Genomic DNA, 16,766 nt, shown 5'->3' with positions numbered 1-16,766 from the left:
CGTGCCGACATGGAATGTATACGGACTAAATGATCAGCCTTCTCGTCTCAGCGGGACGAAAAACGGATCTACTATAGTACAAACCATCATCCAACCCCTACTTCTTATAATGCACCCGAGGTAGCTCCCGCAGCCGCTGAGCACTTTGCTCGGGTGTGATGTCGCGTTGGGGATTGGCCAGCATTTCGTAGCCTACCATGAATTTCTTCACCGTTGCTGAACGCAGCAGCGGGGGCAGGAATACAAAGTGCCAGTGCCATTCTTCGTGCACGTCGCCGTCAGTTGGGGCTTGGTGAATACCCGCCGAATACGGAAACGATACTTCAAAAAGATTATCGTAGATGATCGTCAGCTCGCGGTAGGCTTCCGCCAGCCCATCGCGTTCGGCACTGGTCATTTCCAGAATGGATGCCATCGGCCGTTTCGGAATGATCATCGCCTCGTACGGCCATACGGCCCAGAAGGGAATCAGAGCTACGAAATGCTCATGTTCGAACAGAATCCGTTCTTTCTTTTCCAATTCCTTCGTCAGGTAATCGCTCAACAGCGTTCGGCCGTGACGGTCGTAATATTTTTTCTGGGCGATCTGCTTTTTATACGGCTCATCGGGAATGCTGTACTGAGCCCAGATCTGACCATGCGGGTGCGGATTGGAGCAACCCATCACAAAGCCCTTGTTTTCAAAAATCTGTACGTGATTGATTTTCGGGTCCGTACCCAGTCCTTCGTACTCCTGACACCAGGCATCCACCACGCGGCGAATGTCTTTGGCTTCCATTTCGGGAATGGTCAGATCGTGCCGGGGCGAGAAACAGATTACTTTGCAAATACCCGATTCGCTTTCCGCCTGAAACAGTTCCCCATCGGAAACCTGTCCGGCGGGTGTATCGTGAATCAACGCGGAAAAGTCGTTCGTAAAGACATATACGTTTTCGTAGTCCGGATTCTTTTCTCCGTTGGAACGCGTATTGGTCGGACACAAATAGCAGGTCGGATCGTACGAGGGCCGTTTGTCCTCCGCCGACTTTTCCACCTGTCCCTGCCAGGGACGTTTGGTACGGTGGGGCGACACCAGCACCCAGCTTTCCGTCAGTGGATTGTAGCGGCGGTGCGGATGTTCGTCAAATTGAAATTCACTCATAAGTCGTGTTGCGTTTCAGGTGTTCGGTTTGGCGTTGTACGTTTAAACCCGTTCGTTCGATGATTCCAGGCGAGAAGTGCCTTTTTTGATAACGACTTTGTGGGTTACTAAATCCAGATTCAGCGATTCCTTGTACGCTTTCGTCATGGTTTCAATGAAGGCATCCGCCGCTCCTTTTTCAATCAGATTGATGGTACAGCCGCCGAAGCCGCCCCCCATCATGCGGGCTCCCAGTACCGCTGGATTCAGGCGAGCCTGATCCACCAGAAAGTCGAGTTCTTCACAACTCACTTCGTAGTCGTGTTGTAGACCGTCGTGCGTCTGATACATCTTCTTTCCGAACGCTTCCAGATCATCTTTCTGTAAATCCTTACAGGCTTCCACAACGCGGTTGATTTCCTCCACAATGTATTTACAACGTTTATACGTAACCGGATCAAACTCAGCCTGGTGTTCCTGCAGGAACTCGATACTCACATCCCGCAGGCTCTGTATACTGGGTTTATGAGCCTGTAGAATAGCCACACCTCGTTCGCATTCGGCTCGCCGGGTGTTGTATTCGGAGGTTCCCAGGGAATGTTTTACGCCCGTATCGCACAGCACCAGTACGTGCTGCTCCTGCGTAAAGGGAAAGTATTCGTATTCCAGCGAACGGCAGTCCAGACGGATTACGGCGTCCGTATCCCCCATCAGTGAAGCGAACATATCCATGATGCCGCAGTTGAGGCCCACAAACTGGTTCTCAGCCCGCTGGCAAAGTTGCACCAGGGCCATTTTGGGAATGCCCAGCTGATACAGTTCATTGATGGCAAATGCCAGCCCCGCTTCCAGAGCCGCTGAAGAAGAGACGCCCGCTCCTACCGGAATATTTCCCCCAAAACCAGATCAAAGCCGTGAAATTCGTAACCCAGTTTCTGAATCTGATCGATGACTCCCTTGAGGTAATAGGTCCACTTTTCTTCCGTCTTCTCCAGCTGATCCGTTGCAAACGTTTCTTCGCGGTTTAGGTTATACGCAATCGTGCGGCATACCTTATCCGTGCGGGGACTAATGGCGAAAAACATTTCGCGATCAATCGCCGCAGGTAGTACAAAGCCCATATTGTAGTCCGTGTGCTCCCCAATGAGGTTGATTCGGCCCGGCGAGCGAACCAACAAGGCTGGCTCGGCTCCGAACGAAGCACGGAAGGTTTCTATAATGGCAGTAACAAGAGGATCCATAATCATTGAGGTAATGCGTCGTATTAAGATTTTGTATTCAAAAGAACACGTATTTTGTGAGATTCATTGGCGATCGTCCGTATTACATTCGTACGCAAGACGTAGAAACCAATGGATCAGGGATTGCAAAGCATTGCACAAGTACACGACTGAAGTAGATTTAACAGGGGATCATGCAAAAAAGCCAAGCCACCATCAAGCAAATTGCCCAGGAGTTAGGCGTTTCGATCTCCACGGTTTCGCGGGCCTTGCAGAACAACCCACGCATCGGCCTGCGTACCCGCGAACGCGTCTGGGAACTGGCCCGTCAATTGCAGTACCGGCCCAATCCGGCAGCGTTGATCCTGAAGAAAAAACACACCCGTACCATTGGCGTGGTACTGCCTTTTCTGAAAGAGGAATTTTTTTCGACGGCTATTACGGCCATTGAAGATGTACTAACGGGGTACAACGTCGTCATCAGTCAGTCGCGGGACGAACTGGAACGTGAAAAAGGGGCTTTGGCTACCTTTCTGGCCAGTCGGGTGGATGGCGTCATTGCTTCCATTTCGGCGGAAACGCATCACTATCTGCATTTTAAGGAACTGGAAAGCTTTGGCATTCCCGTCGTGTTTTTTGACCGCGTACCCCGGCGATTGCCTGCTCATAAAGTTCGCAGTAACATCAGTACGGCCGCTCGCGAGCTGGTTGATTTCCTGGCTGATCGTGGCCTCGAACGCATCGCCCTGCTCAATGGTCCGGCTCAGCTGGAAGTTTCCGAGGAACGTCAGCAGGGCTATTTACAAGCCATGAAAGAGCGACAGCTGCCCATCGATCCTTCGTACGTCTGTTCTTCGGATTTATCGAAAGCCGATACGCAGGCGAAAGTCGACTATCTACTGAGCCGTGAACCAAAACCACAGGCCATTGTTGCCTTCAATGATTACATTTCCCTGTATGCCATCGAGCGGACCCAGGCTCTGGGTCTGATTCCGAATCAGGATTTGTATTTTGTAAGTTTTGCGAACCTGCCCATGATGGAATACGCTGCTCACCCGCCTCTGGCGTCGGTCGATCAGTTTGCGTATACCATGGGTGAAAAGGCCGCCGAACTGCTCCTGCAACTCATCCAGAGTCCGGACGAAATTCCGTATCAGGAACTTTGGGTAGAAACCAAGCTGGTCATTCATTAGGAAGCCAGCCATTGATTCAAAAGAAACACGTATCGTTAGTATGGCCGAAAACTTATTCATTCCCGAAACCACTTCCCGTCAGGAACTCTACGAAAGTCTGGTACCCCAGATTGAAGCCCTTGTGCAGGGCGAAGACGATTTTGTAGCCAATCTGGCCAACATTGCGGCCGCCCTGAAACAAACCTTTGATTTTTTCTGGGTTGGCTTTTATCTGCGGAAAAATAATCAACTCGTTCTGGGACCTTTTCAGGGGCCCATCGCCTGTACGCGGATTGACTTCAACAAGGGCGTTTGTGGACATGCCTATACCACGCAGCAAACGGTTCTGGTTCCCGATGTGGACGCCTTCCCGGGACATATTGCCTGTTCGTCGGCGGCCCGTTCGGAGATTGTTCTGCCCGCTTTCGATGTCAACCAGGAGGTTTTTCTGGTACTGGACGTGGATAGTGATCAGCTCGACGATTTCCACGAAGAAGATCGTCAGGGACTTGAGCAGGTAATGCGAATCATTGAAAAACTGGCTCGTACGAATTATTGAGTTTGCAGTGGACGGTTTTCCGTTTTCAGTTAATCCTGAGTTGTATCGGTTCCTAAAACAGGAAAGCCCTTCGAGTGGAATGATCCAGACTTGAAGGGCTTTCTTGTTTTTATTTACTAGCGTATGTACTAGGGTCTAAGGGTTTACTACAGCCATCTTTTGCTCTTACTTTTTGATAAACCAGTCCTGCACCGCAGACAGATTGTAAAACGCCCAGCTAAACACCACGGCCCAGAGTACGGCGAATACCAGCATCCAGCTCAGAATACGCAACGGCGATGCCTTAAAGGATACCGCCAGCAGGGTACCGCCAATGGGCGTAAACAGTAAGGGTGTCAGACAGGCAATACCGGCAATACCGAATTTTCGATAAATCCGAACGGCCCGCCGCGTGCTTTTGCTAAAACGCTTCCGCTTGGTTTTACGTAAGTCTTCCCAAACCAACCGAAGCCACTGGCCCAGAAAGGTAAACAGGAAGACGCTGAACATCATGCCACAGACGGTACAGAGGATGGTTTCCAGCAATGATAACTGGAGGGCTAAACCCGCCAATGGTCCGCCGACGAACTTCAGCATGGAAGCCAGTACAACGGAGAGATACTTACTAATCAATGTCATGACCTACTACAGCTTTTCACCAAAGGCCAAATCACCGGCATCGCCAAGACCGGGAATGATGTAATAATTATGATTCAATCGTTCGTCGATGTCCCCGACCCACAAACGACACTCGGGCATACGCTCCTGGAGATATTTGATTCCCTCGGGAGCTGCAATGGCTGCCGCAATGTGCGTACGGGCCGGAATGCCGTACCGTAACAGGGATCGGTACGAAATTTCCAGCGACTTTCCAGTAGCCAGCATGGGGTCTACAATGATGAGCGTTTTGCCGGTTAAATCAGGACAGGAGATATATTCCAGTTCGACGGTAAACTCTTCCCCTTCGGCGTGAAGCCCCCGGTATGCTCCAATAAAGGCATTCTGGGCTCCATCGAAGGCATTGAGAAAACCCTGATGGAAAGGCAGACTGGCCCGCAAAACCGCCGCTAGCACGGGCTGCTGAGCCATGAGAAAGGTCTTACTCGTTCCGAGCGGGGTCTCTACCTCCGTTTTGGTATAGGTAAGCGTTTTGGAAATCTCGTAGGCCAGAATCTCCCCGAGCCGTTCCAGATTCCGCCGAAATCGCAGGGGATCTTTCTGAATACGAACGTCTCGAAGTTCGGCTATGAAATGGTTGGCTATGGAAGATTGCTCGGTCAGGACAAACATGTAAAAATGAATTTCAGAATCCTTTTGTAATTTGCAGGGCCTTTTGGCTGTTTACAAAGTAAGTAATAAAACGTTAAACCCGAGGGTACGCGTCTTTCTCCTATGCCAAGATTTACCCTATTCTTTTCTCTTTTGTGGTTACAGGCTGCGGTTGCGTGGAGTCAAAGCGTATACGCCCCACTTAATTCGGATTATTACCACCTCATCGATCGGTATGAAATCAAAAGCGGTAAACACGCTCCGGGTTACCAAAGTACAGTAAAGCCGTACCTGCGTAAAAATATCATCCAGTTGATCGACAGCCTTTCCTGCGATGAATGTGCTGATTTATCGGATGTTGACCGCTTTAATATCAAGTATCTGCGGGAAGATAGCTGGGAATGGAGTAAGAAGCCCGAGCAAACGGCCAATAGCAAAGAACCCTTCTGGCAGTACTTCTACCACAAGAAGAATGATATGTACAGCGTCTCCAACGACGACGTTGAACTACACATTAATCCCGTTTTGTATGGTTTGCTGGGTGTTGGTAAAGATGCCTCGCCCTACTCTTACATCAACACGCGGGGGCTTGAAATTCGGGGTTCGATTGGTAAAAAGCTGGGTTTCTACACGTACGTGACCGACACGCAGATGCGTCTGCCGGGTTACTATCAGGATCGGATCAATTTCTTTAAAGCCGTTCCTAACGAAGCCGCCTATAAAATTTTCCGCAGTACGACTAACTCCGACGGCGTGACCGTTACGCCGGAAACGGCTACCGATTTTTTCACGGCCCGCGGCTACATTACCTTTGATCCTATCAAGCAGATTAACCTTCAGTTTGGTCACGATAAGGTTTTTATTGGCAATGGCTTCCGTTCCATGATCCTGTCGGATAACAGCGGTCCCTACCTCTTTTTGAAGCTTACCACCAAAATCGGACCATTTCAATACGTCAACTTATTCAGCGAAATCAGTAACCAGCAGGATAGTATCCCGGCGTATGGTGCTCTGCCTACCAAAAAATACATGGCTTATCATCGACTGGGTCTGAATATTGGTGATAATGTAAACATCGGTCTTTTCGAGTCGATCATTCACAGCCGCGATAAATCGCAGGGCTACTTCGATTTGAGCTATCTCAATCCCGTCATTTTTTATCGGGCCATTGAAGCCCAGAAGTTTAGTGCCGACAACACCATGGTGGGTATGGATGTCCGCTGGACTTTCCTAAGGCAATTTCAGGCCTACGGACAGCTCAATCTCGACGAATTCAATTTCCAGGAAGTACGCAAAGCCCGGGGCTGGTGGGGAAATAAATTCGGCTACCAGCTAGGAGCAAAATACATCAACGCCTTTAACGTCGATAACCTTGATTTACAGGTCGAATGGAACGGGGCCCGCCCGTATACCTTCCAGCACGTGTCCAACAAAACCAATTACGTTCATTACAATCAGGCCATGGCCCATCCCATGGGAGCCAACTTTCAGGAAGTAGTCGGCACCATCCGGTACCAGCCGCTGCCTCGCCTGAACGTAACGGCGGTTGTTCTGGGTGCCAACTACGGCCTCGATCTGCCCGGTCGCAATTATGGGAGTAACCCCCTGCTCAACTACAACGAAGCCGACCGCCCCGCCGGACGTGAATACGGTAACTTTATTGGTCAGGGCGTAGGAACCAATCTTTTTTACGGCGAACTCGTAGCTTCGTACCAGTTCCGGCACAATGTCTTTATCGACTTCCGTCAGGTATTCCGTGATCAGAAATCCGCTCTTTCCCAATTTGACCGTAGCACAGTTTTTTCATCGCTTTCCATCCGAATTAATTCGCCACAGCGTTTGCTGGCTTTTTAATTTCCGTTATTTTTACTGTATTTAAAGCCTATTAATCTGACCGCCATCAAGATTATGACTTGGAAGTGCACTGCTGGTTCAGCGAATTTTTCCGCCTTTGTAAGCTCCGGAATATTTTCCTATGCGATGGGCTGGCTTCAGCCCCTGCCTTTCCCTGGTCCATCTTCCTTGATGGTTCCTGTTTCCTGCTCTACCCCAAATCCCTATATCAACGCGTAATGAAAGCAGACCACGCTATGTGCGGCGGTGTCTTTTATTCGCTATCTATTCTAGTCCACCCTTAACAGCTTTTGGGAATCGTCCCAATTCATTTATTACAGCTACATGAGTACGAAAAAAAGTGCAGTAGATGGGGGCAAATGGATAACCTTATCCACGGTTATTTCAACGGTCTTTCAATTCTTACAGGTAACCATCCTGGCCAGAATTCTAGATCCCTCGGTATTTGGGGTAGTGAGTGTCAGTGCATTGCTTATCAACTTATTTTACATCTTCAGTAACCTCGGCTTTTCCAATTCCATTATCTATAAACAGGAGAACGACCGTAACGTACTATCCAGCATTTATTTCACCAGCTTATTACTGGGACTCACCATCTTCTGCATTGCGTACCTGAGTGCTCCGCTGGTCGTGGCCTACTATAAGGAGCCCAAACTCGACTACGTAATCAAGCTGGCGTCGATCTACTTCCTCATTATTTATTTTGGTCAGATTTATCTGTTTCTGCTACAAAAAGAGCTGAAGTTCAAGACGATCGCCCTCATGGAGATCATTGCCACCGTTGCGGGTACGGCCATCACGATTGCTTTAGCGTATAATCATTACGAAGAACTCTCCCTGATTTACGGACAACTGGCTACCCACGTTATTCGTACTTCCCTGCAAATCATCCTGGGCCGCCATCTGTTTACGCCCAGGCTTTACCTGAATTTCAACGCCATCAAAGAGCACCTGAAGTTTGGCGTATATAACGTGGGTGATGGCTTACTGGGCTTTGTACAGGGTAATTCCGATAACATTATTGTGGGTGGTTTACTGGGCGTTAAAGCCCTGGGTTATTACACGATTGCCTCACAACTGGCGATCTTCCCCATTACCAAACTCAGTCCTATTATTTTACAGGTGGCCTACCCGATTCTGGCTAAAATGAAGGAAAGTGATTCGGAGCTAAAGAAAGCCTATCTGAGCATTTTAGACCTGGTTAGCTACCTCAATATTCCTTTGCTGGCGGGACTCTATATTACGGCTGACAGTGTCGTACCGCTGATGTACGGTCCGGGATGGGAAGAGACCATTCCCCTCATCAAGATTTTCGTATTCGTCAGTATATTCTACTGCCTTTCCAATCCCTTGTTTACGCTGGCGTTCACGAAAGGAAAACCCAATCTGCTTTTCTATCTGAATTTGGTTACGCTGCTGGTGAAAGTCCCGTTGCTTTACGTACTGGGTACCCGTTGGCAGGTATACGGCATTGCTACGGCTTTCCTGCTCAGTACGTTTATCAACCTGATTCTGAACTTCTTTATCGTTCAGCATTTAGTCGGTGATTTTATCCGTGATTTCTTCGCCAACTTCATCAAACCCGTACTTTTCTGTACGCTGATGATTCTGGTTATTCTGGCGTATAAACAGTACGTAGGCAACAGTGGCCTATTCCACACGCTTGCTCAAATCCTCATCGGTGGCAGTATTTATTTGCTACTCACTTTCAAATACAAGATTACGCTCAAAGAAATTATAGCGTTTAGACGAAGCGTTTCCTAGCCCAAGTCGAATTCTAAGCTGACCTAAACGATGAAACACCGATTCGATGTACTGGATATTTTCAGGGGTATTTTTGCCTCTCTCGTGGTTTTGTTTCACATGGCCCTGTCGGCTGACACGCCCATACTGAACAATCAATTTATCGATAACGCTGATGTTTTCGTTGATTTTTTCTTTGTGTTGAGCGGGTTCGTCATCACCTACCGATACCAGGCCATTGCCACTACGCAGGATTTTTCGCTGTACTTCAGCAAGCGTATTCTTCGCATTTATCCGCTGCATTTATTCATGCTGGCCATCTTCCTTATTATGGAAGTAACGAAGAAATACATGACTTCCTACGTACAGATCAACCAGTTGGATAATGAGAACAACAACGTCGTTACCTTCTTTACTTCCCTCTTTCTGCTCAACTCGGTCAAGCTGTTCGGGGTTAAGGATTTGAGCTGGAATATTCCCAGCTGGTCGATTAGTGCCGAGATGATTTCCTACTTTTTCTTTGGCGTTTGTATGCTCTTCATTGCTCAGGTTAAGCTGATCCGCTGGAAGAAGGAAGTATACGCTCTGATTATTGTACTCGTCGTTGCGATTCTGTACGCAGTGACCGGCTCTTTCCGGATGAATTACGGATACGATTACGGGTTTCTGCGGGGACTTATCGGCTTTTTTACGGGGGCTGTCTGTTTCTGTATTTTCCTGGAAGTGTATCCGCTCTGGCATACCCTCAAAGACAGCTGGTTTAGTCTGGCTGAATTCGTTTCGGTCGTCCTGATCTTTCTAGCCATTTATTTCGGTGCGTATTTAAAGGAAATAGGCGTTGTTTATGATCTCATTTTCTTCATTCCGATTCTGATTTTCTCGTTTGAAAAGGGTTTCATTTCCAAATTTCTGAAACGCATCCCCTTTTTACACAAGGTAGGATTGTACAGTTATTCCATTTACCTGACTCATCCCTTTACCCTGAGTATTTTCAACATCTTCTTTATCCGGATTTTACACTTTCAGAAAGAAGATTACAGCTATTTATTCATTCTCAATTACGCCCTCATTTTCATTTTTGCCCGCTGGACGTACCATCACGTAGAAATGAAATTCAAGGATTACAAGTGGTTGGATTCCCTGCGAGGTTCCCGCAAAGGAGCCCTTCCGAATCAGCACTAACAAGGAAGTTTTCTGTTTTACCGCCGTTTTTACCTTCCGATTTATGGGTACTCATTTTGCCGAGGTTACGCTATTGATTACACACTACAACCGTAGCCAGTCGCTGCAACGATTATTGCAGGCGTTTGAGGATTTGAACTGTTCGTTTGGTCAGATTGTCGTTTCCGATGATGGCAGCAAACCCGAGCATCGGCAGGTACTGGAAGCCCTGCAACGCTCGTATGCCTTCGATCTGATTACGACGCCCGTAAATAAAGGATTAGCGAATAATATCAACAAGGGACAGGATGCGGTCCACCAACCGTACACGCTGTACGTGCAGGAAGATTTTGTTCCGAAACCGGCGTTTGCCGAACATTTTCAGGATGCCCTGCATCTGATGCAACAGAACGGCAGCCTGGACATTGCCCGGCTGTATGCCTACTTCCCGTACCCCTACCTCAAACCCTACGATAAGGGCTTTTCGGAAATGGTGTTCAAAGGAGAGTTCTGGAATATGGATCACCTGAAATTTTACTACTACAGTGATCATCCGCACCTGCGTCGGAGTACCTTTTTTCAGAAATTTGGCCGTTATACGGAAGGCACCAACAGTGATCAGGCCGAGTTTCAGATGTGCCTGTCGTTCATTAAACACGGGGGAAAAGGCCTGTTCTTTAATGCTTTCACCACGCTATTTGACCAGGCGAATTCGGCGAGTGAACCCAGTACGGCAACGTTCCGGGCCGACTGGAAGCAGAGCCCTACGCCCTGGGTGCGACTGCTGCGATGGGGCTATTTAAAATACCGGTTTTTCAAGAACACCGTTCAGCTACTCACCTACCAACGCCAGGACTCTTGACCCTCTACGCGAATGAATTATTCCTTCCCCGACGTTACATTGCTGGTTACGCATTACAACCGAAGCAGTTCGCTGGAGCACTTGCTGACCAGCTATCAGCAAATCGGTTGCCAGTTTGGCGATATTGTCGTTTCAGAGACGGCAGTAAGCCCGAACACCTGCAAAGGCTTCGGGAACTTCAGCAAACTTTTCATTTTCAGCTCATTACGACGCCCCAGAACCGGGGCCTTGGGAACAATATCAACAAAGGACAGGACGCCGTAAAAACGCCCTTGACGCTGTATGTGCAGGAAGACTTTGAACCCAGTCCGGATTTTCCCCTGCACTTTACGCACGCTCTGGAGCTAATGGATGCGAATAAAAACCTGGATTATATCCGTTTTTACGCGTACATCCCCTATCCGTACCTGCGGCCCTATGCGTACAATTTTTCAGAGATATACCTACCCCCCTTTGGTATGGATTACACGAAAATTTACGCCTACAGTGACCATCCTCACCTGCGTCGGAGTACGTTTCTACAGAAATTTGGTCGCTACGCCGAAGGCATCAAGGGCGATCGGATGGAATACCGGATGTGCATCTCGTTTTTACAAAAGGAAGGTAAAGGACTGTTTTACAACGATTATCAGTCGCTGTTTACGCAACGCAATTCAGCCGCCGAACCCAGTACCATGACCCGAAGTTCATTAACGGAAAGCAGCAACAAGCTGATTGGGCTGGTACGGGACCTCTACCGACAGATTAAATACAATTACGATATTCATTTCATGCGAACGTAGACTTTCTGCGTACCCCACCTATGGCATTCAAGCAATACATTGATTCCAATCCAGGCCTGAAGAAGTTGGTCCACTGGCTGCTCATTCCTAAAGATGAAGCCCGGCCCCGACGTTGGGTAAGCTGGTTTGTGAATCCTTTTGTACACCGAAAGCATCGTTCGGCAGTGATTCGTTCATCAGCCCGGATGGACGTACTTCCCTTTAAACAGTTTACCCTGGGGTCTAAAAGCGTGATTGAGTCGTATTGCGTGATCAATAATGGCGTGGGCGACGTATTCATTGGGGATCATTGTACAATCGGGATTTCTTCCGTGGTCATTGGCCCCGTACACATTGGCTCGGATGTCATTATGGCTCAGCACGTTACGGTATCCGGACTGAATCACATGTATGAAGACGTGCATACGCCCATCCACCGACAGCCCGTCACGACGGCTCCGATTGTAATTGAAGACGAATGCTGGATTGGGGCTAATGCCGTCATTACGGCCGGCGTAACCATTGGTCGCCATTCGGTCGTGGCTGGTGGCAGCGTCGTAACCAAAAATGTACCCCCGTATTCGGTAGTAGGCGGCAATCCGGCCCGACTTCTCAAGCAATACGACGCCGCTACCCAGCAGTGGGTCCGGGCACCGAAGGCCTAAACCGGATTTTTAACGGCCTGCACCTGATCGAATACGGCTTCGAATTCTTCCGCCCGCCGTTCCCAGGAATTAGCCTGAGCCAGTGTGACCTGCTGCCGCTGTTTTTCGGGTGTGTCCTCGGCCATGCGTTTCACGAGGCTTTCCTGGAAGGCTTCAGGGGTTGCGGCAATAGCGATGGCATTTTCGAAATCATCCAGAATCGAAAAGGGCGTGGACACCACCGGTAATCCCGCCGCCAGATACTCATTGATTTTTAGCGGATAGATCGTGTAGGTATGTTCGTTACACACGAAAGGAATCATGGCTGCTTTCCACTGAGCCAGAATCGGCGGTAGTTCAGCGGGCGGAAGGGAAGGGATGAACCGGACGTTTGAATAAACGGACAATTCTTCCTGTATCCGTGGATCAACCACTAGTCCCACAAACTGGAATTCCACTTCCGGCATCGTACGGGCACAATATCCTACTACCTGCGTGTCAATCCGATTGTCGGCCGTGCCCAGGTAACCTACAATGGCCCGATTGCCGGATTGTTGCTGGCGTAGTGCGTAAGCCTGGTTAAATAAATCGAAATTAGCTCCGTTTTTCACGCAGAACGTATGCGGCTGTGTCTGGGACTTCATTCGGTATAGGGCTTCCGAAGTGGTAATGACCGCATCTACCCGTTTCATAAATTCCTGTTCGTAACGCGTTCCGTGTTTACCCATCCAGGCCTCGGCGGATATTTCGTCGAAGCAGTAGTAAATGGTCGCAAATTCCTGAAGCTGGCCTACCAGAGGCAAGCCTAATACTGGATTAAAAGCATTGATTACCAGTGGCTTTTGCATATTCAATTGCTGCATCACCCGCCGCAGGCCTTTGATCAGCCGACCCGTATTGAGGGGCAGAAAGGTGTCATGCTGAGCCGCCGACATCCAGTTGATGGGGAATAATACCGGCGGCGTCCATACGTGGACGCTCCGATTCGGTCCCAGCGAAAGTTTCGTTAATGGATTTTCTACCCGAGTCAGGGCTTTTACCGGTACCTGACGTTTGCCCCGCAGGCCAGCCACGAGATCTTTCACGGTATAGGGATAGTCTACGTATAGGATACGGTAGCGTTCCGAGAGTACCGTCAGTAGCTGAACGGCTGAATTTTGAAACTTCCCTTGCCAGGGCGTCTGGCTGACACAAATGATACTATCGAACTGTTTGGCGGAAGTACGGTCGATTGCGTTCATGAAGCGTAATAGTGGAACAGATGTTGCGGTATAGCGGCGGTACGGAGCATCTATAATTCTTTACAAGATACTATTTTTCTTTCCATAAGCCGCACTTTTTTACTTCTTACTTGTTGACTAATTGAGAACGTTTGGCACTTAAATAAGACTTAATGGATATAAGTAAAAATACTTATTATTTTATAACTTCAGTCTTATGAAGGTCACTATAAATGACTTACAAAAAAATAAATTAAGCAATTTTTGCCCATTCTGATAGCTTAACTTATCTTTAAAAAATGATAACCTATGCCTTGGGCATGTTTGAGTATTTACTAATTCCGCCAAGAGAAGTATGCTATACTTAAACTTTTCATCATCGTTGATTTATTCTATTCTTCGATCCGTTCGTGTATAGTTAATTACGATCAAAACCTCTATAAAATTAATCATAGACGTTGGTTGCTACGTCTTTAGGAAGAAATTGACCATTCTAGAATGGTTTTTTAAGTAACGGGTTCTTTTCATTTTTCCGTCGTTTAAGAACGTACCGGATCGATCGAATGAAAAGCAACTGAAAGCTGGTAACTACTGGATTAATTTAATTTTTTTTCAGCGTTCACGGATAACACTAGTATCTAGTTATTGAATCGTTCGATGTTCCGACAACAAGTTTTGATTTTTGATAATATATATAATCGTCCCTTATGAATCCGCCAAATTTAACAATCGAAAAGTCAACTATTTTAATCCTTGACGATGAACCCATGACTCGAAAAGTACTTCAGTTATGTCTCAACAAGGAATTTGATACCATTATTAAAGACGACGGTATGTCGGGTATGTCTTACATTGAGACGGGTAGCCCGGTAGATCTGGTCATTGCCGACTTGAATATGCCTCACCTCAATGGCAAAGAATTTTTGAAAGTACTACGAGGCAGTAATCTATTTGGTCACATTCCGGTTATTATTTTGTCGGGAAGTGAAGAAAGTAATGATCGGATCCAGTGCCTGGAATTAGGTGCTGATGATTTCATGACGAAGCCCTTTAATCCGCTGGAAATTATTGCTAAGGTAAAAGCAGTACTCCGCCGGGTTTACAAATAATTTGTTTTTAGTGTGCGAAGTAAGTTTTCATGTCGTAATGAGGCACCGCCATGTCTGTTGTTACCCACCCACCTTTACGTATCCTGTACGTAGAAAATGATAGTAATGCCAGTGAAACCTTCAAGCAAGAGTTTGCTGAACCATTGAATATATGGCAGCTTACTTCTGCGGAAGAGGCATTACTAACGCTCAAAGATCACTATCCGGCTGATGCCGTGATTATAAGTTACGAAGCTCAGGCCATCTGGTTCCTGCAGCAGCTTCGCTCCATTCCCTGGTTGAATTCCCTACCGGTTATCGTAACCGTCCCTACCCTGAACGACACCTACAAACAGGAAGTGCTTCAGGCGGGTGGTAACGACCTGTACCCGAAAGACTTTAGTCGCGGTGACTTACTGGCCCGACTGCATTACTTCGTTCGAAAAAATCAGCTTCTCGCCCTCCAGCCCACGCGTATGCCCCGTTTTCGTGTACGCGTAACCTGGTGGAAACGCCTCATCGACGTCACTACAACGGGCCTGGCTTTGCTCATTCTTTCGCCCCTGCTTTTAGTGGTAGCCCTTCTGATTCGCTTCGATTCGAAAGGTCCCATCATTTATCGTTCCAAACGCGTGGGTGGTGGCTATAAGGTATTCGACCTGCTCAAGTTCCGAACCATGCGTACCGATGCTGACAAGCTCGTCAAGGATATGGCCGCCTTTAACATGTACAACAAAGCAGAAGAAGCTCCTGAAAAAGAGCAGCTTGCCTTGTGTGCAGAGTGCGTATATAGTGGAAAGAACTCCTGCCAGCGTATGTTGTACCTGGATAATGAGCAGGTTTGCGAGAAGGTGTATCTTCAGCGTAAGCATAATAAAGCTGCTTTCATGAAGTTTGGCAACGATCCCCGGATTACGCGAATTGGCCGGTTTTTGCGAAATACCAGTATCGATGAACTCCCCCAACTGATTAACATCTTCCGGGGTGACATGTCGCTGGTAGGCAATCGTCCCCTGCCCCTTTACGAAGCAGAAAAGCTGACCTCCGATCAATACATTCAACGTTTTGCCGGGCCCGCCGGACTGACTGGCCTCTGGCAGGTAACCAAACGCGGAAAAGGCAAGCAAGACATGTCGGAGGAAGAGCGGATGCAGCTCGACATTGAGTATGCTAAAAACTATTCGTTCTGGATGGATGTCAAAATCATTCTGAAAACCTTCCCAGCTCTAGTTCAGTCCGAAAACGTCTAAGGGTACTTCCCCAGCGTAGGAATCGTCCTTCCCAAAGCTCATAAACAGTTCGAATGAAAGCGTTTTTTTTCTCATTTGCCCGTATGCAGGTAGCCTCTTGCCGAAGCTCGTATTGCTGGCATGCATTCTCGGAGCCGGTACTCTTTCGGTACAGGCTCAGGAGGGAACTCAGTCGATGCTGCAGGATGTTTCTTACCCTTATCTGGAGAAATTAATCGAAGTAGCCAGAACGAACTACCCGCGTAGTAAGGCCTACAAAGAACGCATCGGAATTGCGGACATAGGGATCAGAAGAGCAAAAGTAGCCTACTTCGACGCCTTGTCTGTATCCTATCTGTATAGCCCGGCCAATACCACCACTTACATTACCAATCCAGTCTCTCCTGTGCCTACGGTAGTGAATCCGAATTGGCTAAATAACTATCAGATTGGACTACTACTTAATGTGGGATCTATCCTGCAAAAAACGCCACTTTTAAAACAGGCCCGGGGCGAGAAAAGGGTAGCGGAATATGAGCAGCAAGCCTTTGAACTTAATCTGGAAGCAGACGTTAAGCAACGCTATTTTGCCTACATCCAGCGGCTGGCTATTTTACGGGTGAAGCATGAATTGCAATTGGATATTGAAAGCATGCTCAAGGACATAAAATATAAATTTGAAAAAGGTGAACAAACCCTTGAAAATTACAACAACGTATTGGTAATGTATTCAGACAATAATCAGCAAAAGATTATTGCTGAAAGCGAGGTGCTCATCTCTAAAAGCAAACTGGAGGAATTAGTGGGGGAAAAGCTTGAAAACATCAAGCTGGATCAATAACCATCTTACCCTTGGCCTACTCTATTAGGTTAAGCTTCACGCAA

Annotated in this window: 17 protein-coding genes; 11 read left to right on the top strand and 6 right to left on the bottom strand. The window is 47.8% G+C overall.

Translation table 11 applies throughout. The features are described 5' to 3' along the window. Positions 1–97: 97 nt before the first annotated feature. From BWI93_RS13365 to BWI93_RS28810, 3 genes are read right to left on the bottom strand one after another with little or no spacing between them, the layout of a single operon-like run. The gene (locus tag BWI93_RS13365; protein ID WP_094812104.1) at positions 98–1,141 is read right to left on the bottom strand and encodes a UDP-glucose--hexose-1-phosphate uridylyltransferase; all 1,044 of its coding nucleotides are present in this window, start codon (positions 1,139–1,141) and stop codon (positions 98–100) included. A 42-nt stretch (positions 1,142–1,183) separates the two neighbouring features. After that, positions 1,184–1,960: a hypothetical protein gene (locus BWI93_RS13360; protein WP_255157854.1), complete on the bottom strand. Its 777-nt coding sequence runs from the start codon at positions 1,958–1,960 to the stop codon at positions 1,184–1,186. A gap of 38 nt (positions 1,961–1,998) precedes the next feature. Beyond that, positions 1,999–2,361 carry a galactokinase family protein gene (locus tag BWI93_RS28810; protein ID WP_255157852.1) on the bottom strand — a complete coding sequence of 121 codons (363 nt, stop codon included), beginning with the start codon at positions 2,359–2,361 and terminating at the stop codon, positions 1,999–2,001. A gap of 173 nt (positions 2,362–2,534) precedes the next feature. On the opposite strand from BWI93_RS28810, the gene BWI93_RS13355 reads away from it, so the two are divergent. Further along, a complete protein-coding gene (locus BWI93_RS13355; RefSeq protein WP_094812102.1) occupies positions 2,535–3,533 on the top strand; it encodes a LacI family DNA-binding transcriptional regulator in 999 nt (332 codons plus the stop codon). Between the two features lie 40 nt (positions 3,534–3,573). Further along, positions 3,574–4,071, top strand: coding sequence for a GAF domain-containing protein (locus BWI93_RS13350; RefSeq protein ID WP_094812100.1), 498 nt, complete (start codon positions 3,574–3,576; stop codon positions 4,069–4,071). Between the two features lie 165 nt (positions 4,072–4,236). Here BWI93_RS13350 and BWI93_RS13345 read toward each other — a convergent pair whose 3' ends face one another. Next, on the bottom strand, positions 4,237–4,689 hold the full coding sequence (locus tag BWI93_RS13345) for a hypothetical protein (protein ID WP_094812098.1): 453 nt from the start codon (positions 4,687–4,689) through the stop codon (positions 4,237–4,239). A gap of 6 nt (positions 4,690–4,695) precedes the next feature. Then, complete coding sequence (gene upp / locus BWI93_RS13340; protein WP_094812096.1) at positions 4,696–5,340, bottom strand: uracil phosphoribosyltransferase; 645 nt, start codon at positions 5,338–5,340, stop codon at positions 4,696–4,698. Between the two features lie 102 nt (positions 5,341–5,442). Here upp and BWI93_RS13335 point away from each other — a divergent pair, with 102 nt between their 5' ends. From BWI93_RS13335 to BWI93_RS13310, 6 genes are all read left to right on the top strand, one after another. Then, positions 5,443–7,173: a hypothetical protein gene (locus BWI93_RS13335; protein ID WP_094812094.1), complete on the top strand. Its 1,731-nt coding sequence runs from the start codon at positions 5,443–5,445 to the stop codon at positions 7,171–7,173. 324 nt (positions 7,174–7,497) lie between these two features. Continuing rightward, entirely contained in the window at positions 7,498–8,937 is a 1,440-nt protein-coding gene (locus tag BWI93_RS13330) for an MOP flippase family protein (RefSeq protein WP_094812092.1), read from the top strand. Positions 8,938–8,967: 30 nt separating this feature from the next. Then, positions 8,968–10,098 (top strand): acyltransferase, encoded by a 1,131-nt coding sequence (locus tag BWI93_RS13325; RefSeq protein WP_094812090.1) that lies wholly within the window; start codon positions 8,968–8,970, stop codon positions 10,096–10,098. A gap of 43 nt (positions 10,099–10,141) precedes the next feature. Further along, positions 10,142–10,939 carry a glycosyltransferase gene (locus BWI93_RS13320; protein ID WP_094812088.1) on the top strand — a complete coding sequence of 266 codons (798 nt, stop codon included), beginning with the start codon at positions 10,142–10,144 and terminating at the stop codon, positions 10,937–10,939. Then, the gene (locus BWI93_RS13315; protein ID WP_255157851.1) at positions 10,936–11,721 is read left to right on the top strand and encodes a glycosyltransferase; all 786 of its coding nucleotides are present in this window, start codon (positions 10,936–10,938) and stop codon (positions 11,719–11,721) included. Before BWI93_RS13320 ends, BWI93_RS13315 begins: the two co-directional genes overlap by 4 nt. 20 nt (positions 11,722–11,741) lie before the next feature. Continuing rightward, on the top strand, positions 11,742–12,365 hold the full coding sequence (locus tag BWI93_RS13310; RefSeq protein WP_094812086.1) for a DapH/DapD/GlmU-related protein: 624 nt from the start codon (positions 11,742–11,744) through the stop codon (positions 12,363–12,365). Here BWI93_RS13310 and BWI93_RS13305 read toward each other — a convergent pair. Further along, positions 12,362–13,585: a glycosyltransferase gene (locus BWI93_RS13305; protein WP_094812084.1), complete on the bottom strand. Its 1,224-nt coding sequence runs from the start codon at positions 13,583–13,585 to the stop codon at positions 12,362–12,364. The two genes, BWI93_RS13310 and BWI93_RS13305, sit on opposite strands and share 4 nt — an antisense overlap. A gap of 686 nt (positions 13,586–14,271) precedes the next feature. Here BWI93_RS13305 and BWI93_RS13300 point away from each other — a divergent pair. From BWI93_RS13300 to BWI93_RS13290, 3 genes are all read left to right on the top strand, one after another. Next, positions 14,272–14,673, top strand: coding sequence for a response regulator transcription factor (locus BWI93_RS13300; RefSeq protein ID WP_094812082.1), 402 nt, complete (start codon positions 14,272–14,274; stop codon positions 14,671–14,673). A 50-nt stretch (positions 14,674–14,723) separates the two neighbouring features. Then, positions 14,724–15,902: a sugar transferase gene (locus tag BWI93_RS13295; RefSeq protein ID WP_094812080.1), complete on the top strand. Its 1,179-nt coding sequence runs from the start codon at positions 14,724–14,726 to the stop codon at positions 15,900–15,902. Between the two features lie 97 nt (positions 15,903–15,999). Continuing rightward, positions 16,000–16,722 carry a TolC family protein gene (locus BWI93_RS13290; protein WP_094812078.1) on the top strand — a complete coding sequence of 241 codons (723 nt, stop codon included), beginning with the start codon at positions 16,000–16,002 and terminating at the stop codon, positions 16,720–16,722. The last annotated feature ends 44 nt before the right edge of the window (positions 16,723–16,766 follow it).

Origin of the sequence: Siphonobacter sp. BAB-5385, assembly GCF_002261125.1 — a bacterium.
GTDB lineage: Bacteria > Bacteroidota > Bacteroidia > Cytophagales > Spirosomataceae > Siphonobacter.
Note: the sequence above shows the minus strand (reverse complement) of the source record. Positions and strands in the feature narration are given on the sequence as shown.

What these genes read in the sequence shown, in the direction of transcription:
- BWI93_RS13365 (WP_094812104.1), bottom strand. Translation starts at nt 1,141, where the DNA reads ATGAGTGAATTTCAATTTGACGAACATCCGCACCGCCGCTACAATCCA.
- BWI93_RS28810 (WP_255157852.1), bottom strand. Translation starts at nt 2,361, where the DNA reads ATGGATCCTCTTGTTACTGCCATTATAGAAACCTTCCGTGCTTCGTTC.
- BWI93_RS13355 (WP_094812102.1), top strand. Translation starts at nt 2,535, where the DNA reads ATGCAAAAAAGCCAAGCCACCATCAAGCAAATTGCCCAGGAGTTAGGC.
- BWI93_RS13350 (WP_094812100.1), top strand. Translation starts at nt 3,574, where the DNA reads ATGGCCGAAAACTTATTCATTCCCGAAACCACTTCCCGTCAGGAACTC.
- BWI93_RS13345 (WP_094812098.1), bottom strand. Translation starts at nt 4,689, where the DNA reads ATGACATTGATTAGTAAGTATCTCTCCGTTGTACTGGCTTCCATGCTG.
- upp (WP_094812096.1), bottom strand. Translation starts at nt 5,340, where the DNA reads ATGTTTGTCCTGACCGAGCAATCTTCCATAGCCAACCATTTCATAGCC.
- BWI93_RS13335 (WP_094812094.1), top strand. Translation starts at nt 5,443, where the DNA reads ATGCCAAGATTTACCCTATTCTTTTCTCTTTTGTGGTTACAGGCTGCG.
- BWI93_RS13330 (WP_094812092.1), top strand. Translation starts at nt 7,498, where the DNA reads ATGAGTACGAAAAAAAGTGCAGTAGATGGGGGCAAATGGATAACCTTA.
- BWI93_RS13325 (WP_094812090.1), top strand. Translation starts at nt 8,968, where the DNA reads ATGAAACACCGATTCGATGTACTGGATATTTTCAGGGGTATTTTTGCC.
- BWI93_RS13320 (WP_094812088.1), top strand. Translation starts at nt 10,142, where the DNA reads ATGGGTACTCATTTTGCCGAGGTTACGCTATTGATTACACACTACAAC.
- BWI93_RS13310 (WP_094812086.1), top strand. Translation starts at nt 11,742, where the DNA reads ATGGCATTCAAGCAATACATTGATTCCAATCCAGGCCTGAAGAAGTTG.
- BWI93_RS13305 (WP_094812084.1), bottom strand. Translation starts at nt 13,585, where the DNA reads ATGAACGCAATCGACCGTACTTCCGCCAAACAGTTCGATAGTATCATT.
- BWI93_RS13300 (WP_094812082.1), top strand. Translation starts at nt 14,272, where the DNA reads ATGAATCCGCCAAATTTAACAATCGAAAAGTCAACTATTTTAATCCTT.
- BWI93_RS13295 (WP_094812080.1), top strand. Translation starts at nt 14,724, where the DNA reads ATGTCTGTTGTTACCCACCCACCTTTACGTATCCTGTACGTAGAAAAT.